The sequence below is a fragment of the Novosphingobium sp. genome (genome assembly GCF_965214355.1).
Lineage (GTDB): Bacteria > Pseudomonadota > Alphaproteobacteria > Sphingomonadales > Sphingomonadaceae > Novosphingobium.
Window position 1 is genome coordinate 2853742 of sequence record NZ_CBDCBI010000002.1, and the last position, 25018, is coordinate 2878759.

At 63.6% G+C, this 25018-nt stretch carries 24 protein-coding genes; 16 read left to right on the forward strand and 8 right to left on the reverse strand.

From position 1 onward, the window contains the following. Positions 1-163: 163 nt before the first annotated feature. The gene (locus tag ACOOE2_RS13390) at positions 164-1243 is read right to left on the reverse strand and encodes a Rieske 2Fe-2S domain-containing protein (protein WP_420384614.1); all 1080 of its coding nucleotides are present in this window, start codon (positions 1241-1243) and stop codon (positions 164-166) included. 329 nt (positions 1244-1572) lie between these two features. On the opposite strand from ACOOE2_RS13390, the gene ACOOE2_RS13395 reads away from it, so the two are divergent. Beyond that, positions 1573-2745 (forward strand): sulfotransferase family protein, encoded by a 1173-nt coding sequence (locus tag ACOOE2_RS13395; RefSeq protein ID WP_420383488.1) that lies wholly within the window; start codon positions 1573-1575, stop codon positions 2743-2745. On the opposite strand, the gene ACOOE2_RS13400 is transcribed toward ACOOE2_RS13395, so the two are convergent. Beyond that, a complete protein-coding gene (locus ACOOE2_RS13400; protein WP_420383489.1) occupies positions 2746-3513 on the reverse strand; it encodes a helix-turn-helix domain-containing protein in 768 nt (255 codons plus the stop codon). A 127-nt stretch (positions 3514-3640) separates the two neighbouring features. On the opposite strand from ACOOE2_RS13400, the gene ACOOE2_RS13405 reads away from it, so the two are divergent. The 4 genes from ACOOE2_RS13405 (at position 3641) to ACOOE2_RS13420 (ending at position 9222) form a co-directional block, all read left to right on the forward strand. Then, on the forward strand, positions 3641-5380 hold the full coding sequence (locus ACOOE2_RS13405) for an N-acyl-D-amino-acid deacylase family protein (protein ID WP_420383490.1): 1740 nt from the start codon (positions 3641-3643) through the stop codon (positions 5378-5380). Between the two features lie 6 nt (positions 5381-5386). After that, a complete protein-coding gene (locus tag ACOOE2_RS13410; protein WP_420383491.1) occupies positions 5387-6268 on the forward strand; it encodes a hypothetical protein in 882 nt (293 codons plus the stop codon). 83 nt (positions 6269-6351) lie between these two features. Then, positions 6352-8784, forward strand: coding sequence for a TonB-dependent receptor (locus ACOOE2_RS13415; RefSeq protein ID WP_420383492.1), 2433 nt, complete (start codon positions 6352-6354; stop codon positions 8782-8784). 213 nt (positions 8785-8997) lie between these two features. Further along, positions 8998-9222 (forward strand): HTH-like domain-containing protein, encoded by a 225-nt coding sequence (locus tag ACOOE2_RS13420; RefSeq protein WP_420383493.1) that lies wholly within the window; start codon positions 8998-9000, stop codon positions 9220-9222. 31 nt (positions 9223-9253) lie between these two features. Here the strand turns inward: ACOOE2_RS13420 and ACOOE2_RS13425 are convergent, their stop codons facing one another. Next, on the reverse strand, positions 9254-10966 hold the full coding sequence (locus ACOOE2_RS13425; protein ID WP_420383494.1) for an FAD-binding protein: 1713 nt from the start codon (positions 10964-10966) through the stop codon (positions 9254-9256). Positions 10967-11139: 173 nt separating this feature from the next. Between ACOOE2_RS13425 and ACOOE2_RS13430 the strand changes: the two genes are divergently transcribed. The 9 genes from ACOOE2_RS13430 to estDL136 are packed head-to-tail and all read left to right on the forward strand — an operon-like array spanning position 11140 to position 18346. Next, complete coding sequence (locus ACOOE2_RS13430) at positions 11140-11901, forward strand: SDR family NAD(P)-dependent oxidoreductase (RefSeq protein WP_420383495.1); 762 nt, start codon at positions 11140-11142, stop codon at positions 11899-11901. A 10-nt stretch (positions 11902-11911) separates the two neighbouring features. After that, complete coding sequence (locus ACOOE2_RS13435) at positions 11912-12622, forward strand: EthD domain-containing protein (RefSeq protein WP_420383496.1); 711 nt, start codon at positions 11912-11914, stop codon at positions 12620-12622. Beyond that, complete coding sequence (locus tag ACOOE2_RS13440; protein WP_420383497.1) at positions 12619-13488, forward strand: helix-turn-helix transcriptional regulator; 870 nt, start codon at positions 12619-12621, stop codon at positions 13486-13488. The genes ACOOE2_RS13435 and ACOOE2_RS13440 overlap by 4 nt, the downstream gene beginning before the upstream one ends. A 9-nt stretch (positions 13489-13497) precedes the next feature. Then, a complete protein-coding gene (locus ACOOE2_RS13445) occupies positions 13498-14370 on the forward strand; it encodes an SDR family NAD(P)-dependent oxidoreductase (protein ID WP_420383498.1) in 873 nt (290 codons plus the stop codon). 22 nt (positions 14371-14392) lie between these two features. Beyond that, entirely contained in the window at positions 14393-15259 is an 867-nt protein-coding gene (locus ACOOE2_RS13450; protein WP_420383499.1) for an SDR family NAD(P)-dependent oxidoreductase, read from the forward strand. Beyond that, on the forward strand, positions 15256-15684 hold the full coding sequence (locus ACOOE2_RS13455; protein WP_420383500.1) for a nuclear transport factor 2 family protein: 429 nt from the start codon (positions 15256-15258) through the stop codon (positions 15682-15684). Before ACOOE2_RS13450 ends, ACOOE2_RS13455 begins: the two co-directional genes overlap by 4 nt. Further along, positions 15681-16490 carry an SDR family NAD(P)-dependent oxidoreductase gene (locus tag ACOOE2_RS13460; protein WP_420383501.1) on the forward strand — a complete coding sequence of 270 codons (810 nt, stop codon included), beginning with the start codon at positions 15681-15683 and terminating at the stop codon, positions 16488-16490. Before ACOOE2_RS13455 ends, ACOOE2_RS13460 begins: the two co-directional genes overlap by 4 nt. Beyond that, on the forward strand, positions 16487-17392 hold the full coding sequence (locus ACOOE2_RS13465) for an NAD-dependent epimerase/dehydratase family protein (protein ID WP_420383502.1): 906 nt from the start codon (positions 16487-16489) through the stop codon (positions 17390-17392). Before ACOOE2_RS13460 ends, ACOOE2_RS13465 begins: the two co-directional genes overlap by 4 nt. 21 nt (positions 17393-17413) lie before the next feature. Next, on the forward strand, positions 17414-18346 hold the full coding sequence (estDL136, locus tag ACOOE2_RS13470) for a chloramphenicol hydrolase (protein WP_420383503.1): 933 nt from the start codon (positions 17414-17416) through the stop codon (positions 18344-18346). A 53-nt stretch (positions 18347-18399) separates the two neighbouring features. On the opposite strand, the gene ACOOE2_RS13475 is transcribed toward estDL136, so the two are convergent. Next, on the reverse strand, positions 18400-19155 hold the full coding sequence (locus ACOOE2_RS13475) for an SDR family oxidoreductase (RefSeq protein ID WP_420383504.1): 756 nt from the start codon (positions 19153-19155) through the stop codon (positions 18400-18402). Positions 19156-19289: 134 nt separating this feature from the next. Here ACOOE2_RS13475 and ACOOE2_RS13480 point away from each other — a divergent pair, with 134 nt between their 5' ends. Then, complete coding sequence (locus ACOOE2_RS13480; RefSeq protein ID WP_420384615.1) at positions 19290-20138, forward strand: hypothetical protein; 849 nt, start codon at positions 19290-19292, stop codon at positions 20136-20138. Further along, entirely contained in the window at positions 20135-21865 is a 1731-nt protein-coding gene (locus tag ACOOE2_RS13485; protein ID WP_420383505.1) for an N-acyl-D-amino-acid deacylase family protein, read from the forward strand. Before ACOOE2_RS13480 ends, ACOOE2_RS13485 begins: the two co-directional genes overlap by 4 nt. 238 nt (positions 21866-22103) lie before the next feature. Here ACOOE2_RS13485 and ACOOE2_RS13490 read toward each other — a convergent pair whose 3' ends face one another. The 4 genes from ACOOE2_RS13490 to ACOOE2_RS13505 form a co-directional block, all read right to left on the reverse strand. Further along, complete coding sequence (locus tag ACOOE2_RS13490) at positions 22104-22604, reverse strand: nuclear transport factor 2 family protein (RefSeq protein WP_420383506.1); 501 nt, start codon at positions 22602-22604, stop codon at positions 22104-22106. Further along, positions 22595-23164 (reverse strand): nuclear transport factor 2 family protein, encoded by a 570-nt coding sequence (locus ACOOE2_RS13495; protein ID WP_420383507.1) that lies wholly within the window; start codon positions 23162-23164, stop codon positions 22595-22597. Before ACOOE2_RS13495 ends, ACOOE2_RS13490 begins: the two co-directional genes overlap by 10 nt. Beyond that, a complete protein-coding gene (locus tag ACOOE2_RS13500) occupies positions 23157-23927 on the reverse strand; it encodes an SDR family NAD(P)-dependent oxidoreductase (protein WP_420383508.1) in 771 nt (256 codons plus the stop codon). The genes ACOOE2_RS13495 and ACOOE2_RS13500 overlap by 8 nt, the downstream gene beginning before the upstream one ends. A 140-nt stretch (positions 23928-24067) precedes the next feature. After that, a complete protein-coding gene (locus ACOOE2_RS13505) occupies positions 24068-24823 on the reverse strand; it encodes an SDR family NAD(P)-dependent oxidoreductase (RefSeq protein WP_420383509.1) in 756 nt (251 codons plus the stop codon). Positions 24824-25018 lie beyond the last annotated feature (195 nt).

Consider the following 25018-nt stretch of genomic DNA (forward strand, 5'->3'; position numbering starts at 1 on the left):
GATCGAATTTTCGACTTAATTTGCGTAAATATGCTGCGGACTTACCCTGCTATTATCGCGCATACCACATCCATGTGGCCGCACAGCAAGACAGCCGCCGGCAAATCGCCGGCAGCTGTCAGGAAAATCGGGAATTGCTTGCAATCGAAATCCTGCGCGCAGCTCAGGCTGCGCGCGTGCCCGGCCGCTTGTCCAGCGTGACCACCAGCCCGTTGACGCGGTTCTGGAATTCGGCGACGCGATCACGCGGATTGTAGAATTGCCGGTACCACGTGCGCACTTTTGCATAAGGACCGTCAGCCGGCACCGCGAGCGGATTGATGCTGGCGCGCTTGTTGGCCCAGATCTCGACATCCTGGGCAAAGGCCAGGCGGCTGCCCTCCTGGTACAACAGTGCATTGGCGCGGTCTTCGTCGGTAAATTCGCGCGAACCGTCATGCACCTTCACCATCAGCGCATGCCACGACCGGGTCACACCGTTTTCAACAGGCGTATTGGCGATCATGATGAAGCTGTCGAAGGCGCCAGCCATTTCGGACTGGAGAAACCCCGGACCTTCGTACCAGGTATCGAGCGCGAGCTGGTCACCGTCAGAGGCGGTCAACGTGCGATGCCCGGCGCTGTAATATTGGTGGACGGCATTGCCGATAAATTCATTGGCAAAATACTGCCAGTCCTTTGCCCCATGGATCGGAATGAAATGGCCGAAATCTGCCATGTTATCGACAATTTCGATGCCATGGCACGGCAGATCGCCCATATAGTCGATCTTCCATTCCAACCAGCCGGGTTCGCCATGATGGCCGCCGAAATTGGCCAGCTCGACATCGGGCTCCAGCCCCTCGGGATCGTGCCACATCCAGATGATGCCCGCGCGCTCGATGACCGGATAGGTCTGAAGCCGCGCGGCCTTGGGAATGAAATCGGAATAGGGAATGGCGTTGCACACGCCGTCGGGGCCAAAGCGCCAACCGTGAAACGGGCAGCGGATCGATTCGCCATCGATCTGCTCGCCGTCGCGCACGATGTACGATGTGGTGTTGCGCGCCAGATGCGCGCCCATGTGCGGGCAATAGGCATCGACAACATAGGCCGTGCCGCTTTCGCCGCGATACAGCACCAGATCCTTGCCGAAATAGCGGATCGGTGCGGGCACGCGGCCGGCATCGCCCGAAGGCCCGATCATGAACCAGCCGCGGGGGAAATCGAAATCGCCCAGGCCGTATTCGCGCGAGGTTGCCATCGTCATCTGCTCCTGTCCGGGCCGCGCATCGTTCAAAAAACCAGTCGTGTGCAGCGCAATTGGCGTAAGAATAAGGCGAATCGGATAGCTTTGCAACGCCTGATACGCACGATGGTGCGCAACGTTCGTCCGCATAATGACTGCTTTTCGCCAATCATTTCGAAAATGTTGCACGTTTCTCATTGCACGAATGCACTTTCCGTACGCAAATCGCACAAGACGTTTGCAATGCGCGGATAACGGTGTCACCTCCCGCTGGACTGCGCTGGCGAACCGACCACCATCACGGCGCAAAAGCCGGATGGCCGCGCGAGGGAAAGAGGACCGCAATGGCAACGCCCGCCACCACCTTCCACACCGAAGACCTGCTCCAGGCCGCGCGCGATCGCACCGGGCTGACCGATTTTGGCGATATGTGGTTTGCCGAGCCGATGGCGCAATACGTCGCCGCCGCCAATGCCGAGGCACAGCTGACGCCCGAAGGTTTTGCCGGACAGACCGAAGTCATCGTCAAGGGCCTCGCCAGCCGGTTGCGGATGGTCGAGGACATCCGCCGCCACCCTGAAATCCTGGACGAGAAGGTCGAAGTCGCCGGGATCATCCTGGGCCTGCCGCGCACCGGCAGCACGATCTTTCATCGCCTGCTTGCCAGCGCGCCCGGCATGACCGCGATCAAGTGGTTCGAAGCGCAGAATTTCGCGCCGTTTCCAGACGAAACGCCCGGCGATCCGGCCGGCCGGCGCGCCTATGCGCAGGCGATGATCGATGGCTGGCTGCAACTGTCGCCAGACCTTGCCTCGATCCATCCGCTCGATCCCGAAGCGCCCGACGAGGAAATCCTCATCATCGGGCAGATGTTCCTGTCGACGATGGTCGAGGCGATGAGCTTCATCCCGTCATTTGCGCAATGGCTCGACGGGTACGACCAGTCGCGCGGCCACGAAGACCTCAAGACCATTCTCAAGTACCTGCAATGGCAGGATCCGGCGCGGCGCGGATGCCGGTGGATTTTGAAAAGCCCGTCGAACCTGCCCTATACCGAGCTGGCCGCGCGCGCGTTTCCCGAGGCGGTGCTGATCATGACGCACCGCGATCCGCTCGATGTCGTGCCCAGCTACATCTCGATGGAATGCGCGCTGTACAAGCTCAATTCGCAGCACACCGATGCCGAGGTCGCCGCGTTCTGGTTTCCCCGGCTGGTCGGCTGGATTGAAAAATTCGAGGCCGCGCGCGCGCGGATCGGTGAGGACCGGTTCATCGACATCGACTACCGCGAAGTCGCGCATGCCCCGCTGCGCCAGGCGGAACGCGTACTGGCACGGATGGGCATTCCCCTCGATGCGCGGATCGAGGCGGCGCTGGCCGAATTCATGGCCGGCAACACGCGCGAACAGCGCCCGGTGCATGCCTATTCGCTCGACCGGTTCGGGCTGGACGAAGCGACGATCGCCGCGGCATTCGCCAGCTATCGCGAGCGGTTCATCCTCGAAAAAACGGCCTGATCACAGGCTGTCCCTAACCGACAGGTCGCCCAGCCCTGCGCGCCGCAGCTGGCTCATGTCGAGCATCCGCATCACCATCAGCGTGCCGTACCATTCGCGACCGATTGTTGCGGTCTGGCGGTCGTGATCGGCCAGCGCCTGTACATCGATGCGATACCGCTCCATCAATTCGGCCAGCTGCGCCGCGCCGGCGCGTGACAGCTTGAGCACTTCGGATCCGAAGCATGTTTCGGGATCGCCGTAATCGAGCTCGAAAAACGCCGACTTCATATGCGTGTCGAACAGGCTGCGCAGCGGCAGCTTGCGGAACACCAGCGCGCGATCGACCCGCACCCTGATTCGCCCCCCGCGCAACCGGTCGATCAGCGCCAGGCGTTCGAGCCGCGCGAGCGCGGCATCCATCGCGCGTTGCGGTACGGCAAAATCACCGGCGATTTCGTCGGGCGGTACCCCGTTGAGCAGCGCCATGAACAGGAACGACAGGAAGATATTCGTCGAAAGCGCCTTTTCCTGTGCCAGGGTCAGCTCGTGCGCGAGGTCGCTGGGCGCATCTTCCGCCTCGCGCGCCAGCTCACCCAGCGTCAGTCTGGCAAGCCGGGCCAGTGTGTCGAGCCGATCGAGTGTCACGCCCTTGCCCGCCAGCCAGCGCTTGGCCGTCGCTTCGCCAATGGACAATGCCTGCGCAATGCGCAGCACGGTCCAGCCCTCTTGCCGCAGATGGCGGCGCAGCGCCGCGAGCATGGCGGTGGATGTCGATTCGTGTCGCATGGTGATCCGCAACAGATAACGAAATGATCCGCATGGCAAGCCCGCGCTTCGCCGCAGCGATGCTGCACTTTATGCTGCACCCATAATCAGGCGCCCTACATCCGGCGTCATGCCAACGGGAGACACCATGACCGACATGCTCATCAAGAACGGGACCATCGTCGATGGCACCGGCGCCGCCGCCTACAAGGCCGACGTCCGCATCCACAACGGCACGATCGCCGAGATCGCGCCCGATCTGGCCCCGAACGGAGAGCGCGTGTTCGACGCCACCGGTTGCCAGGTCACGCCCGGCTTTATCGAAAGCCACACGCATTATGATGGCACGATGTGGTGGCAGAACGATCTTGATCCGCTGCCGGGCTATGGCGCGACGACGCTGATCATGGGCAATTGCGGATTTTCGCCCGCACCGCTGCACAAATACATGCCGGCCCAGCGCGAAATGATCGGGATTTTCTCGTTTTTCGAAGACATTCCGGAAGGTCCGTTCATGGCAAACCTGCCGTGGGACTGGAACTTGTGGTCCGAATACCGCGCGTCGACCGAGCGCAGTGTCAAAGTGCCGTTGAACTATGCAGCCTATGTCGGCCATATCGCCATCCGCCTGGCCGCGATGGGCGTGGAAGCCTGGGATCGCGAGGCGACACCTGCCGAAATCGCACGCATGGCCGAATTGCTCGACGATGCGCTGGCCGCCGGCGCGCTGGGCATGTCCGACAACATGCACGATCATGATGGGCAGAACCGTCCGGTCCCGTCGCTGAAAGCCAACGATGCCGAATTCACCGCGTTGTTCGACGTGATGGGGCGCTATCCCGGCTGTTGCTATCAGGTCATTGTCGACACGTTCATGCGCATGACCGGCCCGGCCAATCTGGAACGTCTGTCGCACCTGTTGGCAGGGCGCGATATCAAGGTGCAGATCGCCGGCGCGATCCCGACTCTGGAATTCCAGAAAGGCATCCTGCCCGCGATGCAGGAGAGCGTGCGCAAGATGCGCGAGGCCGGCGTGGATGTGTGGCCAGGCTACGCCCATGTGTCGCCGACTTCGACACTCAGCCTGATCAAGTCGCTGATCTTTGCGCAGTCGAACGATTATGTCTGGCACGAAGTCGTGCTGGAAGACGACCACCACAAAAAGGCTGCCTTGCTGGCCGATCCGGAATGGCGGGCACGCGCGCGCGAAAGCTGGGACACGCAGGCATGGGATCATTCGCCGCTCAAGAACCCGCAGGAACTGTTTCTGATCGACAGCGAAAACGGCACCGGACCGCTCGACATCACGCTGAAGGAATACGCAGACAGCCTCGGCCTGCACCGGTCCGATGCGATGGCCGACTGGATCCTGAAAAACGGCACGGGTTCGACCGTGCACATGGCGCCGTTTCCAAAGGATGAGGAACTTACGCTCGAATTGATGCGCGACCCCAGGACTGTCGGCAATATATCGGATGCCGGCGCGCATTTGCAGATGTTGTGCGGCGGAGGTGAAAACGCGCTGCTGTTCACGCAATATGTGCACGAAGGGCAGCTGACGATCGAGGAAGCCGTGCACATCATGACCGGCAAGCTGGCGCAGCATTTCAACCTGACCGACCGGGGCGAAATCGTCGTGGGCAAGCGCGGCGATATCGCGGTGTTCAACCTCGATGAAGTGCAGCGGCGCGCGATGGAAAAGGTGTTCGACGTGCCCGACGGTCGCGGCGGCCTGACCTGGCGCTTTACGCGCAAGGCGATGCCCACGCGCCTGACGATGGTCAACGGGGTGCCGACGTTTGAAAACGGTGCCTACACCGGCGCCACGCCCGGCGAATTCCTTTCGCCGGCCAATGAAAACCTCAGCCTCGCCATCGCAGCGGAGTAACATGCCATGACCGAAGTCAAAGTGGGTGAAAGCGAACGCGCGTATTTCAACGGCGGAATCGTCAAAGTCGAAACCACCAGCTCAAGTCTGGTAAGCTCGTCGAAATACCTGAACCACGCCGAGTTGCGCGGGCTGATATCGCAGGAAATGCTGCGCCGGAACGGGCCCGACATGCCGAACACCGCGTTCATTCCCGAAGTCGCGCAGATCCTGATGATGCTCGAGGATTTCCCCTCGATCTTCGGCCTGATCGAGGCGGAAAAAGCGCGCCTGCCGCGCTTGCGCGAATGGTTCGACAAGCGCCAGCTCGCGGATTTCACGAAAGCGGAGGTCCAGGATAGCGCGCCCGGCACACTGGGCGCCGCACTGTACGATTTCATGAACAACAGCGGATATGAACTCGATATTTTTTACCGCGAAATCCAGGTGGTGAACGACTTCACGTTCTATTTGCGTCAGGCCGCACTGACACATGACATCGAACATATGGTATCGGGCTTCGGCCCCAACCATGGCGGCGAAATCGCGTTGCTGAATGCCAACATGCATTCCAAATCGCGTTACTTCCATCCCGGTCTCGCCGCGTTTTTCAACCGCATCCAGATCTATCTCAAAGCCAAGACGATCATGAAGGATGGCCTGCACTATCCCGAAGCGATGGCGCTCAATCTCGAGGCGGAATATCGCGGCGCCGTGCAGGGTCGCAACTGGAAATACCCGCTGATGCTGGCGCCGTGGCGCGAATGGGTCGGCTGGCAGATCAGTGATATCCGCGAAGAGCTGGGGATCACGCCGGTGCCCGATGCCGGGCTGTGGGCAGATACCAACCGGCTGAGCAATGAAGACGACCCCAATTATGGAGAACCGCTGCTCGAAGCGGCCGAATAACGCCTGCCCGGCGCTGCCCTGGGCGGGGTGGCGCCGGTTACCGACCTGAAAAAACAAAAACAACAAACCGGGAGAGACCTACCATGAACGCAAGCGCAACACGCGCGGCGAACCTGCGGGCGTCACGACGCACCGCATCGGCGCTGGCCATTGCCACGACCTGCCTGTCTGCCACGCATGCCTTTGCCCAACAGACGGCAGCGACCACCGCGAGCAGCGCGCCGGCGATCGAGGAAATCATCGTTACCGCGCAAAGGCGCGAGGAAAGCATCCAGAAGGTGCCGGTTGCGGTCACCGCGATCGGCGCGAAGCAGCTCGCCGATCTGCGCGTCGACAGCCTGCGCGATATCGCCGGGCTGGCGCCCAGCTTGCAGATGAACACGCAAGGCATGCAATCGAACCCGACGATCATCATCCGCGGCGTTGCGTCGGGCACGTCGAGCAATTCGGTCGATCCCAAAGTCGGGATCTACATCGACGGAGTCTATATCGGGCGCTCGACCGGTTCGCTGCTTGATTTTTCGGACATTGCGCGGCTCGAAGTGCTGCGCGGCCCACAAGGCACGCTGTTCGGGCGCAACGCGACCTCGGGGGCGATTTCGGTGACGACGTCGGTGCCCAAAGGTGACTGGGCCTTCAATGGCACGGTGTCCTATGGCAATTACAATGCATTTCGCGCCAAACTGTCGCTCGACCTTCCCAAAATCGGCCCGTTTTCGGTACGGGTGGCGTATCTGCATGATCAGATCGATGGCGACGTCACCAACACGCTGGCCGGGCAGACGCTCGATGTGTCGCAGCGTGCGCCCGAATTCGGTACGCTGAAATATGTCTCGAAGCTGGGCAGCCGCAATGTCGACGGCGGCCAGATCGCAGTGCGCGGCGAATTCGGCAATGTTACCGCCGATTACCGGTTCGACTATACCGATTCGAACGCCAGCGCCCGCGCGATGCAATCGCTGGGCGTGATCCCCGACGCATCGGGGCAGCTGCTGGCGCCGATCGTCGCATTGCAACCCTATTTTGGCGGCACCACCAATTCCAGCCCAGGCATGCTGCGTTCGGTGGCCAACGCGACCAGCAACGAGCACACCGTGACGCAGGGGCACAGCCTGACACTCAACTGGCACTTGAGCGACAATGTCACGATCAAGAGCATAACCGCCTATCGCGAATTCCGCCAGGACCCGGTCATTTTCGACCTTGGCTCTGCCGGCGGTCTGCGCTTTACGTTCGGCCAGCTCGGCGCGCTGATCACTCCGGGGCTGACCGCCGCGCAGATCCAGGCCGCGCTGTTTGCTCCGGCCAATCTGCCTGGCCCGCACGATTATTTCTTTCCGCTGTTAAGCGCGCGCGCGACGAGCCAGAAACAGTTTACCCAGGAACTGCAATTGCAGGCGAGCCGCGGGCCGCTGCAACTGACCGCAGGCCTGTTCTATTTCGCAGAAAGCGCACCCGATACCGAAGTGCTCGGGATTCTCGAACCTGTACCCAATGGCACGATCGTCCCCAGCCCGTTCGATGCCGCATTCGGCAGCGGCGATACCCGCACGTATGCGCAGAACTATTCGGTCGCAGGCTATGGGCAATTGACGTGGCATCTGAGCGACACGGTCGATCTGACCGGGGGCCTGCGCGGGACATTCGACAAGCGCCATCTTGCGCTGACCCAGATTTCCACAGCCGAGGGCGGCAACCTGGGCGTCGGCGATTACCGGCTGGCGTATTCGAAAGTGACATATACCGCGATCGCGACGTGGCGTCCGACCAATGATGCCACGCTGTATGCCAAGACCGCATCGGGCTATGTTTCGGGCGGCATCCTCAGCGGTATTCCGTTCCGTCCGGAAAATCTTGTCTCGTATGAAGTCGGGTCGAAGACCGAATTTTTCCAGCACCGGTTGCGGGTCAACCTGGCGGCCTATTATAACAATTACACCGACCTGCAGACGCAGAACTTCATCAACGGCGTGCAGTTTTTCGACAATGCGGGCAAAGCGCATATCGACGGGTTCGAGGCCGAAGTCGAAGTTGCGCCGGCGCGCGGGCTGACTTTGTCGGGCAGCCTTTCGTATACCGATTTTACCTACAAGACGTTTGTCCTGGTCGGCGTCGATGTGGCCTCGGTTGCCCGTCCCACCTATTTTTCGAACTGGACCGGACGCGCGGCCGCCACGTACAATTCGCCTGCTCTCAGCGCCGGCGGCCCGCATCTGACGGGACTGCTCGAAGCGCGCTATCGCAGTTCGTACTATCTGACGTCGACGCCCGAAGTGAACGTGCTGACGGGGCAGAACGCGCTGGAAGATGTCAATCATCGGCCAGGATACTGGCTGGTGAACGGCCGGATCGGGCTGGCGGACCTGGCCATCGGCGGCACACGCGCCACGCTGTCGGCGTTCGGCGATAACCTGCTCGACAAACACTATATCAATTTCGGCGCACCCGTCCTGCTGCTGACCGGAATGTACGATCGTGGCCGGACATATGGCGTCGAGCTGGGGGTGCGTTTCTAGACCTTTACGGAGCCCGGCGTTGGCTGGCCTTGATTGGCCGGTCAATGAACCGCAAACTTGGCCGGGATGGTGTCCAAAACCATCCCGGCCATTTTTTTGTGGGCTCAGCTGCGCAACCGAGTTACGCAGGTCTCTGATCATTGTTTCAACAGCCATCTTCACTGTTAAAGCCGGTATGACAAAGCAGCTCGGAATTGATCGGAGATTCTGAACGTGAACGAACTCGTTGATGAACTTAAACGTGTGTGCGCGGCCGCTTCGAACGGTAATCGGGTTGTCACGATGCACCTATTTGCGATTGAGCACGCCGCCAAGCTGAAGGGAGTCAGCTTGAAAGACCTGGCCAGTCGCGCTGGCATCGGAGAATCCTTTGCAACGGAACTGAGCAAAGGCGTACGGTTGGCTAACTATGTTCAGATAACTTCAAGACCTGAATAGGCTGTCTTGATAGACACACCTTTCCAATGCCTCAGGCATTCGCCCCGGTCATGTCGCGCGCGGCGATATAGCCGAATGTCATCGCCGGACCGATCGTGACCCCGGCGCCAGGATAGCTTTCGCCCATCGAAGACGCCGCATTGTTGCCCACCGCATACAGCCCGGCGATCGGTTCGCCCGCCTCATTGATCACCTGCGCGCGCGCATTGGTGGTGAGCCCGCCATTGGTGCCGATATCGCCGGGATAGATCGGCATCGCATAGAACGGCGCCTCGGTCAGCGGGCGCAGGCACGGATTGGGCTGATGGCGATAGTCGCCGTACATCCTGTCATAGGCGGCTTCGCCACGATGAAATTCCGGGTCCTCACCCACGGCTGCCCCCTGGTTGAACCGCGCGATCGTGGCGGCAAGCGCCGCCGGATCGACGCCGATCACGCCGGCCAGTTCGGCAATCGTGCGGCCTTTCTTCAGCGTTTTGCGCACGCCCGCTGCCTGCAGCCAGTCGGGCACCAGCGGCAACAGCGGCCCCATCGGAAAGGAATGGCGATAGCGATGGTCGAACACCATCCAGCACGGGCTGGCATCGCCGAATTCAGCCTCACGCCGGGCCATTTGCTGCCCGACGATATGATACGATGCTGCCTCGTTGAGGTAGCGCTGGCCCTTCTGGTTGACCATGATGCATCCAGGCAGCGCACGCTCGATCGTCACCAGCCGGCCGCGATCCTCGCCCGGCACATGAAACACCGGCGCCGCCCACGCCGATTGCAGGTTCATCGTCCCTGCACCCACCGCCGCGCCCGCACGGATCGAATCGCCGGTGTTGCTTTCCACCCCGCCCGAAAGGTGCGCATTGCGATAGAGCGGCGCATGGGCATCGCGCAACGCCTGGCTCTTGTCGAACCCGCCCGCCGCCAGCACGACGCCCTTGCGCGCGCGAATGCGCATCGTGCGTCCGCCGTGGGTGACGATGACACCGGTCACCCGGCCGTTTTCGTAAACCAGGTCCTGCATCGGGGTCGACAGCCACAGCGGCACGCCCGCCTCGTTCAGCGCCAGTCGCAGCCCGCCGGTCAGTGCATTGCCCAGCGTCAGCCGCCGATCCTTGCGCGATCCGAACCGGAACGGCCAGTCGAACCAGTATTTCGCCAGACTGCGGGTCAGGCCCTGCATCCAGCCCTTGGTGCGGAACAGCAGCAGGTAGGTTTCGGAAAACGTCCAGTTGAGATAGCCGAACAGGCTGGCCGCAGGCGACGAGAACCGCTGCGTCTTGACATCGGCGCCCAGCAATTTCCCGTCAAACAGCTCGGGCAGATGCGTGCGGAAACCGGTCGCCGATCCGCCGGGATTTTCGGCGTGATAATCGGGATAGGGCTGCGCGGTATAGACCACTTTCGTATGCGCGGTGACCCAGCGCAGCATGGCCGCAGCATTGTCGACAAAGGCGCGGATATTGGCATCGGGCACATTGTCCGCCGACAAGGCGCGCACATAGGTGAACGCATCGTCGAGATTGTCCTCGAACCCGGCCGCGCGCGCCTGGTCGCTGCCCGGAATCCAGATGCCGCCACCCGACGTCGCGCTGGTGCCGCCCCACAACGCGGCCTTTTCGATGATCAGCACTTTGGCATGGTTGGTCGCGGCGACGAGCGCGCTCAACATGCCCCCCGCGCCAGAGCCGACCACCAGCACATCGACTTCATCATCCCAGCCGTTGGCTGTGCTATCCGGATTGCTGCTCATCGTCATCCCGCCGTTTGTGCGCATTCCCCTGACAAATCACCGGAGGCGAATGAGCTGTCCCATTTATTTCACGCAAAAGTCGGCTCTGCTTGTCATCCTGTCAACTCCATGCGTAGAATGTCTTCAAATAATCTACGAAATCTGTAACAAACAGAACAAAGAGAGAGAGAGCGATGGCCGATCTGACAGGCAAAGTAGCGTTGATTACCGGCGCAGGGCAAGGCATCGGGCAAGGCGTGGCGCTGGCCATGGCCGCAGCGGGTGCATCAGTCGTCGTGACCGGGCGCACTTTCGCCAAAGTCGAAGCGACCGCAGCGATGGTGCGCGAACGCGGCGGCACGGCGCTGGCGCTGCCCTGCAATGTCAAGGCGGCGGGCGATCTCGAAACGGTTGTGGCCCGCGCGGTCAGCGAACTCGGCGGGATCGACGTGCTGGTCAACAATGCCCAGGAAGTGCCGCTGGGCACACTCGAACAGGTCACCGACGAAGCGTTCATGGCTGGGTTCGAATCAGGTCCGCTGGCCACGCTGCGCCTGATGAAACTGGTCAAACCGCATATGGTCGCGCGCGGCGGCGGCACGATTTTCAATTTCGCATCGTCGGCTGGCATCCGCTGGGACATGAGCGGATATGGTGCCTATGGCGCGGTCAAGCAGGCAATCCGCGCGTTGACCCGCGCGGCGGCGGCGGAATGGGGTGGCCAGGGCATTCGCGTGCTGACGATTGCGCCGCATGCCGAATCGCCGGGGCTCAAAGGCTGGATCGAGCACAATCCCGAAGAGGCCCAGGCGTTTTTCCGCACGATCCCGCTGGGACGCGTCGGATCGCTGGAGGGGGACATCGGCGGCGCGCTGGTCGCGCTGTGCATGCCCGAGCTTGCCTATCTGACCGGCGCCACGATCCCGCTCGATGGCGGGCAGGCCAATTTCGACTGAGGGACGGCACATGGAAAAGGTTATCGCCGCGCTGTGGGCACCCGCAGACGAGCCGGCTGCCGACTACGCCGAGCGCCTGTTGCGCGGGCTGCCGGGTGCGTTGCGGGATGCAGGCGTCAGCCGGGTCCGCATCAACGTGCGCGACGCCGATGTCGCGGCCGGCGCCGCGCTGGTGCAAGCGTGGCAGGCGCCGCAGCAGGATGCCATCGTGCAGTTCTGGCTGCCGTCGGCCAATGCCCGGTTTCGCGGCGATATCGATGCCGCGCTCGCCGCGCATAGCGCGCATTTCGCGCTGTATCTGGTCGCCGAATCGACGATCATCGCCAACACCGACCATGCGCCGCAACCGGGCCAGCGGACCTGGGGCTGGAGCCAGGCCAGTTTCATCACCTTTCGCCCCGACATGGCCCGCGCCGCCGCGATCGATCACTGGCACGGCCATCACACGCGCGTGGCGATCGAGACCCAGTCCAATTTCGAATATGTGCAAAACCTGATCGTGCGCCCGTTGACCGCGGGCGCCCCGGCCTACGACGCGTTCGTCGAGGAATGCTTTCCCGCAACCGCGCTCGACCAGCCGCAGGTGTTCTTCGACGCGGTGGGCAATCAGCCGAAGTTTGAGGCCAACCTGGCAACGATGATGGACAGCTGCGCCGGGTTCATCGATTTTGCGCGCGTCGATGTGATGCCAACCAGTCAGTACGATTTCGGTGCCGCATGACCCAGAATGATCCAGTCGTGCTCGCGCAGCATCAAACGCCTGGCGGGCGCGCCGAGCTGGTCGAGTGGCACTGGCCGACGATGTTCGATTTCATCCGCACCGAAACCGATCTGATGATCGAGATGGCGATCCCGCCGCTCGCCGCCGAAGCGTCGGCGTGCCTGCCCGAGATCGATCCCGCGCGGCGCTGCCACATGGGCTCGCTGTTCGTGCGCTGGCCGGGCGTGCAGATCGGCGGCCGGTCCGAAGGCGGGCATATCCGCGTGGTGCGCTGCGTGTTTTCGGGCGAACGGGCGCGCGCGCTGATGGCCGCGCATCCGCGCCCGGGCGCCGATATGATCAAGGCCTTGCTGGCGATCCGCAACGAGGCGCTGCGCTCGCTGATGCAGTTGCTGCGCCGCGAGTTGATCAATCCGGTCGATCGGTCGGGCGAAGCGATCGCGGCGCTGGTCGATCTGATCGCGATCGAATTTGCGCGCCTGATCGCGGCGCCCGCCGCGCCGCAGACCACCGGGCGGCTGGCCGCGTGGCAGTTCCGCCGCATTCGCGAGCGGCTGGGGCGCAGCGGCCCCGTGCCGGGCGTTGCCGAACTGGCCGCGCTGTGCGGGATCAGCACGCGGCACCTGCATCGGCAGTTCCTGGCACTGACCGGCGCGACCGTGGCCGATTACATCGAGAACGCGCGGATCGAACAGGCCAAGCGCCTGCTCGAAACGCACGACCATCCGATCAAGGCCATCGCTGCCGCCTGCGGCTTTGCGCATGCCAACAGCTTTGCCCGCGCGTTTCGCCGGTCAACCGGGCTCACTCCGTTGGCCTTTCGCCAGCGCGGGCCCGATATCGTCTGTCCCATCACCACGCATTGAGGATCGAACATGAGCCAAGCAAAAGTCGCGCTGGTTACCGGCGCCAGTCGCGGAGCGGGCGCCGGGATTGCCCGGGGATTCGGCGAAATGGGCTATACCGTCTATGTCACCGGCCGCACGATCACGCCGGGCGACGCGCGCGGCTGGGATGGGTCGGTGCTGCCCGGAACAGTCGCCGAGACCGCCGCGAAAATCACCGAGTTGGGCGGCAAGGGCATTCCCGTGGTGTGCGACCATGGCGATGATGCAGCCGTGGCGCGGCTGTTCGACCAGATCCGCAGCGAAGCCGGGCGGCTCGACGTGCTGGTCAACAATGCGGCGTTCATCCACGACCAGCTGATCGAGAAAAAGCCGTTCTGGGAGAAAGACCTGGCCGCGCAGAACATCCTCGATGTCGGCTTGCGCTCGGCTTATGTGGCCAGCTGGCACGCGGCGCAGATCATGGTGCCGCAAGGGTCGGGCCTGATCGCGATGACCAGCTCGTTCGGCGCCAGCTGCTATATGCACGGGCCCGCTTATGGCGCGCAAAAGGCCGGGCTCGACAAGATGGCGCACGATATGGAGCACGATCTGCGCGGCAGCGGGGTCGTCGCGGTGTCGCTGTGGCTGGGCATGCAGATCACCGAACGCTCGCAGATCGCCGCCGGGACCAATCCCGAACAGTACGAGGGCTTTCTCGCGATGGCGGAAAATCCCGAATTTTCCGCACACGTGATCGACGCGATCGACCGCGCGCCCAATCGCGACACATTGTCGGGCGAAACCCTGGTCGTCGCCGAAATCGCGCAGGACCTGGGTGTCAGCGACCGGGGCAAGCAGCCGCCTTCGCACCGCGCGATGCTGGGTTCGCCGCGCAGCAAGAACCCGGCCGCAGTCTACTGACACACAATCGAGGGGACGTACCGTGACACAAACGCAAAACGCGTTGCACACATTGCTCGATTTCACCGGCAAGACCGTGCTCGTGACCGGCGGCGGCGTCGGCATTGGCCGCGCCATCGCGCAGGGGTTTGCCGAGGCCGGCGCGCGGCTGGTCATTGCCGAAATCGATCCCGTGCGCGCCGATGCGGTCGAGGCCGAACTGCCCGGCGCGCGGGTGATCCGCTGCGATGTCACACAGCGCGGCGTGCCCGCGATGCTGGCCGAACGGATTGCCGCCGACAGTGGCAGGCTCGACGTGCTGGTCAACAATGTCGGGCATTTCCTGCACGCCAAGCCGTTTGCGACGATGGACGAGGCCGAAATCGACGGAGTGCTCGATATCAACCTGGGCCAGTTGCTGCGGATGACCCATGCGATGATCCCGCTGTTGCGCAAGGCGGCGCCCGGTTCGTCGATCATCAATGTCAGCTCGATCGAGGCGTTTCGCGGCATTCCCTTTTGCTCGATCTATGCCGCGGGCAAGGCGGCGATCACCGGGTTTACCAAGAGCCTGGCACTCGAACTCGGGCCCGAAGGCATCCGCGTCAACGATATCGCGCCCGAGACCACCGACACGCCGCAAGTTGCGCTCGACTTCATGATTCCCCCTGAAAACCGCAAGCACGAGGAACGCTGGATTCCGTTGGGCCGGTTCGGACACCCCAATGATTGCGCGGGCGCGGCGCTGTATCTCGCCAGCCCGCTGGCCAGCTGGGTGACCGGGACCGCGATCCATGTCGACGGCGGCGCGCTGGCCGCATCGGGCTGGTACCGCACGCCGCAGGGCGAATGGTCCAACGTGCCGCTGATCAGCGGCAACGGCCTGGTCATTCCGGGGGTGGCGGCATGAGCGATCTGGCAGCGCTGCGCCTGACCGCAGAGACGTATGCGCGCGGCGCCGACCGGCGCGACAAGGCGATGTGGCGCGCGGTGCTGTGCGACGATATCGAAATCGTCGGACCGGGCTTCGCGATTGCCGGGATCGAGGCCAACCTGGGCTCGATCGACTACCTCGCCCATGCGTTTGTCGCGACGCGTCATGTCGTGCACGATATCGATGCGGTGATCGATGGCGATACCGCGCACGGCGAAACGCGCTCGACTGCCGAACATCGCGTGGCTGGAAAGGACGGCCCCGACATGCTGATGGTCTGGGCGATTCGTTATCAGGACCAGTGGCGGCGCGATGGCACCGGCTGGCGATTTACCCGGCGCGAATTGGCGGTCGATTGGGAAGAATTGCGCCCGGTTCACGCAGTCGGGGCGACGTCATGACCGGCTTGCAGGGCCGGACAGTGCTCATCACCGGCGCAACGGGCGCGATTGCCGAGGCCTGCGCGCTGCAACTGGCGCGCGACGGCGCGCAATTGATGCTGATGGCACGGCGCGCGCCGGGGCTCGATGCGGTGATTGCGCGCATCTGCGATGCGGTGCCCGGCGCGCGTGTGCACGGGTTTGTCGGCGACGCAATGGATGATGACGCGGTCGGCCGCGCGGCGCAGGCTGCACACGATCTCGACGGACGGCTGGATGGCGCGTTCGCCACGGTCGGCGGCGGCGGGTTCAAGCCGCTGATCGAACATACCGCGCACGATCTGCGCGCTGCGTTCGATACCAATGTCGTTTCGGCATTCTCGGTCATCGCGCACGCCGCCCCGCTGATGCGCCCGGGCGGGTCGATCGTGTGCCTGTCATCGGGCGCCGCAGTGCTGACTTTCCGCCACCTCGGCGCGTATCACATCGCCAAGGCCGCGCTCGAAGGGCTGGTGCGCATGGCCGCCGACGAGCTTGGCGCGTCGGGTATCCGCGTCAACGCGATCCGCCCCGGCCTGACGCGATCGGGCGCCACGCAGGACATGTTCGACAACGGCGCCACGCCCGCGTTCCTGCCCGAATATCCGCTCGGCCGGCTGGGCGAAGCGGCCGACATGGCCGGCGCGGTACGCTTTCTGATCGGACCCGAAAGCGATTGGGTCACCGCGCAGTGCATCGCCGTCGATGGCGGCAATATGTTGCGCCGCAGCCCCGATCTGGCGCCCGTGCCGCTGGCCAATCCACTTTATCATGGGAGTTCGCAATGAAAGTTCTCGTTATCGGCGGCACCGGTGCGCTTGGCGGCCATGCCGCGCTCCACCTTGCGGCCAAAGGCCACGATGTCACGATCACCGGGCGCGGCACCGGAGCCAATCCTGCCACCCCCCTGGCCAAACTCGGCTATCTGCAAGGCGATTTCGTCTCGGGCGATTTCACCACCGAGCGGCTGCGCGGTTTCGACTGGGTGGTATTTGCCGCCGGCAACGACCCGCGCCATGTGCCGCAGGGAGAGGATTTCGGCGCCTGGCTGCACAAGGCCAACCATGTCGCACTGCCTGCGTTTTTCGCCGCCGCGCGCGAGGCCGGGGTGAAGCGCGCGGTCCAGCTCGGCAGTTTCTATGCGCAGGCCGCGCCCGAACTGGTGGCGGACAATGTCTATATCCAGTCGCGCCAGGCCGCCTGCGAAGGCGCGCGCGCGCAAGGGCGCCCCGGCTTCGACGTGATCAGCGTCAACGCACCGTTCATGGTCGGGACGGTGCCGGGTCTGCCCTCGGCTATTTTCGAACCGTATACGCAATGGGCCAAAGGGCTGATCCCGATCCCGCCCTATGCACCGACCGGCGGCACCAATTTCATGTCGTTCGAATCGCTGTCCGAAGCGATCGAGGCGGCGCTGGAGCGCGGCAAGCCGGGCGCGGCCTATCTGGTGGGTGATGAAAACCTGTCGTTCGCGCAGTATTTTCAGCTGTTCTTCGATGCGGTCGGCCGCAGCGACGTGAAGGTCGAAGCGCTCGACCAGGAATTGCCGCTGCTGCCCGATGCGGCGATCCCGCAAGGACGCGGCAATTTCATTTCATATGAACCCGATGCTGGCGAAACCGCGATGCTCGGCTATCGTCGGCACGATATCGCCAATGCCGTGCGCACGATCGTGGCGCAATTCGGTTAAGCCCAGGAACAGGACAGGATCATGACGGTCAATCCCCAGGTCGAGGCGCTGCTCGGTTTTTTCGCGCAGATGCCGCCGGTCGATTACGCGACGATTACCAGCACCCAAGTCCGCGCGCTCATGGACACGCCAATGCAGATGGCGGCCCCTCTGGCCGTCGCGTCGGTGCGCGATATGACAATCGACCTGCCCGGCCGGACTTTGCCCGCGCGGCTATATCTGCCCGAAGGCGCAGGCGAAAATCCGCCGCTGCTGGTCTTTTACCACGGCGGCGGCTGGGTGATCGGGACGATCGACACGCATGACGGCACCTGCCGTGCGCTTGCCCGGGCCAGCGGGGCGGCGGTGCTGTCGGTCGGCTATCGCCTGGCGCCTGAAACACGCTTTCCCGGCCCGCTCGACGATTGTTTCGAGGCGCTGGTGTGGGCGAAAGAGCACGCTCGCGATCTGGGCGTCGATGGTAGCCGCCTTGCCGTCGGGGGTGACAGTGCGGGCGGCAATCTCGCGACTGCGGTGGCGATCCGCGCGCGCGATTCGGGCGGCCCCGCGCTGCGCCATCAACTGCTGATCTATCCGGTCACCAGCAAGGACCTGACCACCGCATCGTACCGCGAAAACGGTTCGGGTAGCTATTTCCTGTCGCTGAACGCGATGGACTGGTTCTGGCAGCAATATCTCGGCCCGCAATCCGAAGGCCATGTCGAAGGTGCTACAGTGCTGACGACAGCCGATCTGTCGAACCTGCCGCCGGCCAGCCTGTACATGGCGCAATACGACCCGTTGCGCGATGAAGGCGTGGCCTATGGCGAAGCCCTGCGCGCGGCGGGCAACAGCGTGCACAGCGAAGTGGTGCCGGGCATGATCCACGGGTTCTTTTCGATGTTCGAAGCGGTGCCCGACGCCCTGCCCGCGATCGCGCATGCCGGCGCGCAGTTGAAGGCGGCTCTGGCCTGAACATTCCATCCTCATCCCGGGCCTGACCCGGGATGAGGTGAGGTTCGGGTCTGTCAGAGCGCGGTATTGCCCCCATCGACCACCAGCGCATGCCCGGTGACAAAGCTCGCGGCAGGTGAACACAGCCAAACGACCGCTTGCGCGATTTCATCGGCGGTGCCCATGCGGCCCATCGGCGTCATCCCGTCGATCAGCGCTTTCATCTTGGGATCGGCGGACAGCGGTGCGGTCATCGGCGTTTCGATCACCCCGGGGCACACCGCGTTGACGCGGATGCCGCTCTGCGCCCAGCGCAAAGCGCCGTGGCGAGCCAGGCCGACCACGCCGTGCTTGGCCGCGACATAGGCGGGTTGGCCGGGATTGCCGACCAGGCCGTTGATCGAGGCGGTGTTGACGATCGCGCCGCCGCCGCGCGGCAGCATGACCTCGGCCTCTTCGCGCATGCACCGCATCACGCCCGACAGGTTGATGCCCATGTTCCGATCCCAGATCGCATCGTCGTATTCGTCATCCCCCAGACGGTTGATGCCGGCGTTGTTGAACGCGCAATCGAGCCCGCCATAAGTGTCGACCGCAGCGGCGACCATCGCCCTGACTTCGTCGGATTTGCTGACGTCGCATTTGAAGAAACTGGCCTTGCCGCCAGCGGCCTCGATCTGCGCGACGGTCTGCGCGCCGGCTGCGGCATCGACATCGCTGACCAGCACTGCCGCGCCCGAATATGCAAACACCAGCGCCGTGGCGCGGCCAATGCCGCCTCCGCCGCCGGTGACCAGAGCGACTTTGCCTTCGAGGCCATAATTGATCATCGCGTGAATCCTCATCCCGTTGTTATTTCGTAAACCAGTGATTAGTCCTTGACGCAAATCACGGTCAATGATTGAATTTGGCCGCGTATTGCGAAATCGCAAACCGGATCTTGGAGAGTGTTGTCGTGGCCGAAATGCCTTATCTCGCGCGCGGCTGGGTGCCGGTGGAAACGCCGTCGAGCGTGCTCGTGTCGTCGTCGAAATACCTCAACAATCCGGCGCTGCGCGAATGGCTGGCGATGATCCTGTTGCGTCGCAACGGTGCCGACATGCCCCCGCCCGCCGAAATGTATGCATTCCTGCCGATCCTGGACGCCTTGCGCGATCATGACGCGATCGAGGCGATGTTTACCGAGGAACGCCGCACCAATCCCGCGCTCGACGCCTGGTTCGAGGCGCGGTTCATCTCTACCTACAAGATCGAGGATTTTGCGCAGTATGCGCCCGGAACGCTGGGCGGGATTTTTCACGCGCAGATGACCGGCGGCAATTACGAAATCCAGATCGTACCGTTCAGCGAGCCCAAGACCCAGCTTCAATTCTTCAACGTTCGCTCGGGCCAGACGCACGATTTCGAACACATCCTGACCGGCGGCGGGTTCAATTACATGGGCGAGCTGGTGCCTTATTGGTACCGCCTGACCAATGTGTTCAAATACATCCGCAATCCCGAGCTGGCGGCCGAATTGAGCATCCTGTCGATTTTCGGATCGCTGCGCTACACCGTACGCACGTTGCTGCATTATCCACAGGTCTGGCCGACCTGCGTCGATGCGATCCAGCGCGGGATGCGCGTGGGGCAGGATAGCGACGCGCTGTTCATGGCAAAACTGGAAGACGTGTTCCACCTGCCGCTCGAGCAGGCGCGTGCTGCGCTCGGCGTGCGCGGCGCGGTCGATGTCGATACCGATGCCGCCGGTGCCTACTGGGCCGAACAGGGCCCCCTGCTCGCCCCCGCCGCGCTCTCGCTGGAGACCGCATGATGCGCGCCGATCTGCTGATTGCCGGGGGTACGGTGGTCGATGGCACCGGCGGTGCGCCGTTCATCGGCGATGTCGCGATTGCCGATGACCGCATCATCTACACAGGGCCGCATTTTTCCGGCACCGCAGCCGAAACGATCGCTGCGGCAGGGCTGATCGTCACGCCTGGCTTTGTCGACATTCACACGCATTACGATGGCCAGGCGATGTGGGCGCAGGAGCTGTCACCCAGTTCGAGCCACGGCGTGACGACAGTGGTCATGGGCAATTGCGGCGTGGGCTTTGCGCCGTGCCGCACTGCCGATCATCACGCGCTGATCCGCCTGATGGAGGGCGTGGAGGACATTCCCGGCGTCGTCATGGCCGAAGGGTTGCCGTGGGATTGGCAGACATTTCCCGAATACCTGGCCGCGCTCGAGGGACGGCCGCGCGATATCGATGTCGCCTGCCTGTTGCCGCACAGCCCGTTGCGCGTGTGGGTCATGGGCGAACGCGCAATCGCGCGCGAAGCGGCAACGGCTGCCGACCTGGCCGAAATGCGCCGGATCACGAGCGAGGCGCTGGCCGCCGGCGCAATCGGGTTCGGAACCTCGCGGCTCAATATTCATCGCACCAAGGCGGGCGAAGTGATCCCGACCTACGGCGCCGACGTGAACGAGCTGCACGCGATCGCCGGCGCGCTGTCCGATGCCGGCACCGGCGTGATCCAAGCGGTGCTCGATGCGCCGTTTACCGCGTGGGAAGACGAATTGACCGCGCTGTTCGCCGTTGCCGAACTGGCCGGGCGCCCGGCGACCTTTACCATGGCGGTCAGCAATGCCGGACCACGCATCTGGGATCCGGCGCTGCAAATGGTGGACGAGGCGCGCGCGCGCGGCCTCGAAATCTGGCCGCAGATCCTGCCCCGCCCGGTCGGGATGATTTCGGGATGGGCGCTGTCGACGCATGCGTTCTGCCTGTGCCCGTCGTATCAGCCGCTGGTCGACAAGCCGCTGACCGAGCAATTGCCGCATTTGCGCGACCCGGCATTTCGCGCCGCGCTGATCGCCGAAATGCCCAAGCCCGGCCATCCGCTGTCGATGATGACACGCGACTGGAACTGGATGTTCCCGTTCGGCGATCCGCCGAACTACGAGCCCGAAACCAGCGTTGCCGCGCTGGCGCGCGCGCAAGGGCGATCGCCCGAGGAAGTCGCCTATGACGCGATGATGGAGGGCGACGGCCAGGGCATGATCCTGAATACGCTGGGCAATTTTCACCAGGGCCGGCTCGACGAACTGCTGCCGCTGATCCGGCGGACCGACGTGGTCATGGGCCTGGGCGATGGCGGCGCGCATTATGCGGCGATCTGCGACGCCAGCTATCCCACATTCCTGCTGACGTACTGGGCGCGCGACCGCGCGGGCGAGCGCCTGTCGCTGGCCGAAACGGTGCATGCGCTGTCGGCCAAGCCCGCCAAGGTCATGGGGCTGCACGATCGCGGCGTACTGGCCGCGGGGTACAAGGCGGATGTCAATGTGATCGACCTGGCCGCGCTGACGCTGCATGCTCCGGTCATCCGCCATGACCTGCCCGGCAAAGGCCGCCGGCTGGACCAGACCGCCGCCGGCTATGTCGCGACAGTGGTCAACGGCCGCGTGATCCGCCGCAACGACCACTCGACCGGCGCACGCCCGGGCCGCGTGGTGCGCGGATCGCAACGCGCGCCGACACCGGTGCCGGCGTGATAGATCGCGCTTTGCCGGACACCCCTTCAGGGGGCAAAAGTCGATTTCAAAAACGCCCGCTCATGCCGAGCCTGTCGAAGCACACGCGCTGTGACCTGCCTAGTAGGAATGAAAACTGCGCCAATTCAAACATGGCGCGCGTCCTTCGACAGGCTCAGGACGAGCGGGGTTTGGTCTTTCGCGTGCCCATGCGAGTGACGTGATTGCCGTCGCCTGATGGGCGAGGCTTGAAGAGGTCCTAGGCCGCCGGCTCCCCCAGCACGACCACTGTCACGCTGCCATCTTCGCCGATCTGTTCGGTCAGCATCGACGTGATTTTGCTCACCGTTTCGGCGATCCACCAGCGCCCGTCCTGGCGGACAAAGATATCCTCGTATTCTACCGACAGCCGCACCACCTGCCGGGGACCGGTCAGGATCGTGCGGAACGCCAGTGAAAACAGCCCGCGTGCCCGGTCAGGTCCATCGAGATCGATTTCCCAGTTGGTCGCATGGTGCAGGTCATAGACGCCGCCATGGCACGCCATCTGCTCGAACACCGCGACGAACGCATCGCGATCGGTAAACACCGGGAAATTCTGGTAGGCGATTCGCACGCCCGTCGGGATGAAACAGTCGCGCACCATTTCGACCTGTTTCAGGTCGCAAGCGCGCAGATAGCGCGATTTGAGCAGGCGGATCGCATCCTTGTCCTCCATCGCGGAAAGCCGCGCGGCCAGATCCTCGATTGTCACAGGCATGATTTTCTCTCCGATTCAAATAGCGGCAGCCGCGCGTAGACGGGATCATCGGGCCCGGCGCTGCCCGTGCCCACCCCCGCGCTGCCGAAATCGTCGCCTGCTGCGGCGGGCAGATCCTCGGCATGATCGAGAATGAACGAGCGGTGGGCAAAGCGCCACACACAATCGCGGCGCTCATACTTGTCGGCGTAACGGCCCCAGGCGACGAATTGCCGCGTGCCATCGGCGGTCAGGTGCCAGGCGCGCGCGACCACTTCGCCTTGCGCATGGTCGCCGTCACACACATACAGCGCGCTGAGCATAGCATGGCTGGTCGCGCGCCAGTTCACCATCATGGCGGGCAGCCATGCGACATAGTCGTCGGCCGAGCCGGTAAAATACGGCGCGTGATCGTCGATGCCATCGTCGTGATACAGGCTGCGCACCAGCGCCCAGTCGCGCCGGTCTATCCCATGGCCATAGGCCGCGACCAGATGGCGCAAGGCCTCGCGATCGGCCGCTTCGCCCGGCGAAATCGGGCGCGGGCCCAATCTGTGGAAGTGGGGTGGATGATCAGACACCGAAGCCGCCAGCGACCGCAATCGTCTGACCGGTGATGTAATTGCCGCGCCGTCCGGCGAAAAACACCGCCGCCTGCCCGATGTCTTCCGGTGTGCCCCAGCGTTTGAGCGGCAGCATCGCCTTGACCGCCGCTTCCCATTCGGGGGTAAACGTGCCCGCCTCCTGCCCGATCTTGAACTGGCCCGCATCGATCACCCCGACCAGGATCGAATTGGCGCGGATTTCGTTCACGCCTTCTTCCTTGGCGATGCCCTTGATCAGCGCTTCGTTGCAGGCCTTCGGCGCCACCGACAGCCCGTCGAGCGCCGGCCACCAGTCGTGCCCGGCGCTGCCGAGATGGACGAAACTGCCCCCGCCCGCTGCACGCATATGCGGCAGCGCAGTGTGGACCGCATTGTTGAATCCGAACGCCTCAATCTCCATGGATCGGCGAAACATCGCCTCGTCCCAATCGGCGATCCGCACTTGCGGCACAACCGGCCCTGCCCCCCACACGACCGTATGCACCCGGCCATGCGCGGCCACCGCCTCGGCAAACCCGGTCACGACTTCACCGCGGTTGCACACATCGATACCGTGCACGCTGGCCGCCACGCCATAATCGCGGATAGTATCGGCCACTTGCTCCGCCACGTCGCGCTTCGACCGGTAGACCACAGCCACGGCCGTGCCGGCGCGGGCGAATTCGATCGCGACGCCCCGCCCGATCCCGCCGCTGCCGCCAAAGACGATCGCCGCGCCTTGTGGAAATTCGCCGCTCATCGCCCTGCTCCTGTCATCGCTTGTATGGCCCTGACGTAGGCTGCGCGCGCGCGCAGGCAACGCCGCGCGGGCGATTGCCATGATTTCACGTCGCAAACGGCGCCTTTAGTCCGTTGCGGGGTGTCCGTTGCGGGTGCGGCTCAGTTCGCGTCGCGGTGGACCAGGAACGGGCCGAACGCCTGGTTCACCGGCATCAGCTCAATGCTGTTGATATTGACATGCGGCGGCTGGGTCGCCACCCAGAACAGCGTGTCGGCGATGTCCTCGCTCTGCAACGGGTGCGCGCCCTGATACAGCTTGTCATAGGCGGCCTGGTCTCCGCCGGTGCGCACCAGCGTGAATTCGCTTTCGCACATGCCCGGTTCGATCGAACAGACGCGCACGCCGGTGCCGATCAGATCGCTGCGCAGCCCCAGCGAAAACTGGCGCACGAACGCCTTGGTCCCGCCATAGATATTGCCGCCGGGATATGGGTAGCTCGCCGCAACCGAGCTGAGATTGATCACCGCACCGCGTCGTTCGACCAGCAGCGGCAGGATGCGGTGCGTCATCGTGGCCAGCGCGGTGACATTGGTGTCGATCATCGTCTGCCATTCGTTCAGCGAGCTGGTCTGCGCCGGGCCGGTGCCGAGTGCGAGCCCGGCGTTGTTGATCAGGCAATCGACTCCGGCGAACGCCGGCGGCAGCGCTGCCAAGGCGGCATCGATCGCTGCGGCATCGCGGATATCGAACGCGGCGGCATGAAACCGGTCGGCGCCCAGTTCCTCCGTCAGCGCGGCCAGCCGTTCGGCGCGGCGTCCGGTGCCGATGATCTGCCATCCCCCCGCGACAAAGCGCCGCGCCGCAGCGGCGCCAAATCCGGCAGTGGCGCCGGTGATCAGGACAGTCTTGGTCATGGTGTCATCCTCGTGAGCATCGTCGTGCCACACTTGGACCACCGCGATTGCGCTGAAAAGCCCTGCAACGCGCGCAATTTGCGCGCCCTGGCGCCAAGGCGGCACCAGGCAACCGCGATATTACGCATTTATCGCGCAATGGCGCATTTTAAGCTCGATATGCGTTGAAATCGCTTCTAGTATTCCGGTTAAATC

What these genes read in the sequence shown, in the direction of transcription:
- ACOOE2_RS13390 (WP_420384614.1), bottom strand. Translation starts at nt 1,243, where the DNA reads ATGGCAACCTCGCGCGAATACGGCCTGGGCGATTTCGATTTCCCCCGC.
- ACOOE2_RS13395 (WP_420383488.1), top strand. Translation starts at nt 1,573, where the DNA reads ATGGCAACGCCCGCCACCACCTTCCACACCGAAGACCTGCTCCAGGCC.
- ACOOE2_RS13400 (WP_420383489.1), bottom strand. Translation starts at nt 3,513, where the DNA reads ATGCGACACGAATCGACATCCACCGCCATGCTCGCGGCGCTGCGCCGC.
- ACOOE2_RS13405 (WP_420383490.1), top strand. Translation starts at nt 3,641, where the DNA reads ATGACCGACATGCTCATCAAGAACGGGACCATCGTCGATGGCACCGGC.
- ACOOE2_RS13410 (WP_420383491.1), top strand. Translation starts at nt 5,387, where the DNA reads ATGACCGAAGTCAAAGTGGGTGAAAGCGAACGCGCGTATTTCAACGGC.
- ACOOE2_RS13415 (WP_420383492.1), top strand. Translation starts at nt 6,352, where the DNA reads ATGAACGCAAGCGCAACACGCGCGGCGAACCTGCGGGCGTCACGACGC.
- ACOOE2_RS13425 (WP_420383494.1), bottom strand. Translation starts at nt 10,966, where the DNA reads ATGAGCAGCAATCCGGATAGCACAGCCAACGGCTGGGATGATGAAGTC.
- ACOOE2_RS13430 (WP_420383495.1), top strand. Translation starts at nt 11,140, where the DNA reads ATGGCCGATCTGACAGGCAAAGTAGCGTTGATTACCGGCGCAGGGCAA.
- ACOOE2_RS13435 (WP_420383496.1), top strand. Translation starts at nt 11,912, where the DNA reads ATGGAAAAGGTTATCGCCGCGCTGTGGGCACCCGCAGACGAGCCGGCT.
- ACOOE2_RS13440 (WP_420383497.1), top strand. Translation starts at nt 12,619, where the DNA reads ATGACCCAGAATGATCCAGTCGTGCTCGCGCAGCATCAAACGCCTGGC.
- ACOOE2_RS13445 (WP_420383498.1), top strand. Translation starts at nt 13,498, where the DNA reads ATGAGCCAAGCAAAAGTCGCGCTGGTTACCGGCGCCAGTCGCGGAGCG.
- ACOOE2_RS13455 (WP_420383500.1), top strand. Translation starts at nt 15,256, where the DNA reads ATGAGCGATCTGGCAGCGCTGCGCCTGACCGCAGAGACGTATGCGCGC.
- ACOOE2_RS13460 (WP_420383501.1), top strand. Translation starts at nt 15,681, where the DNA reads ATGACCGGCTTGCAGGGCCGGACAGTGCTCATCACCGGCGCAACGGGC.
- ACOOE2_RS13465 (WP_420383502.1), top strand. Translation starts at nt 16,487, where the DNA reads ATGAAAGTTCTCGTTATCGGCGGCACCGGTGCGCTTGGCGGCCATGCC.
- estDL136 (WP_420383503.1), top strand. Translation starts at nt 17,414, where the DNA reads ATGACGGTCAATCCCCAGGTCGAGGCGCTGCTCGGTTTTTTCGCGCAG.
- ACOOE2_RS13475 (WP_420383504.1), bottom strand. Translation starts at nt 19,155, where the DNA reads ATGATCAATTATGGCCTCGAAGGCAAAGTCGCTCTGGTCACCGGCGGC.
- ACOOE2_RS13480 (WP_420384615.1), top strand. Translation starts at nt 19,290, where the DNA reads ATGCCTTATCTCGCGCGCGGCTGGGTGCCGGTGGAAACGCCGTCGAGC.
- ACOOE2_RS13485 (WP_420383505.1), top strand. Translation starts at nt 20,135, where the DNA reads ATGATGCGCGCCGATCTGCTGATTGCCGGGGGTACGGTGGTCGATGGC.
- ACOOE2_RS13490 (WP_420383506.1), bottom strand. Translation starts at nt 22,604, where the DNA reads ATGCCTGTGACAATCGAGGATCTGGCCGCGCGGCTTTCCGCGATGGAG.
- ACOOE2_RS13500 (WP_420383508.1), bottom strand. Translation starts at nt 23,927, where the DNA reads ATGAGCGGCGAATTTCCACAAGGCGCGGCGATCGTCTTTGGCGGCAGC.
- ACOOE2_RS13505 (WP_420383509.1), bottom strand. Translation starts at nt 24,823, where the DNA reads ATGACCAAGACTGTCCTGATCACCGGCGCCACTGCCGGATTTGGCGCC.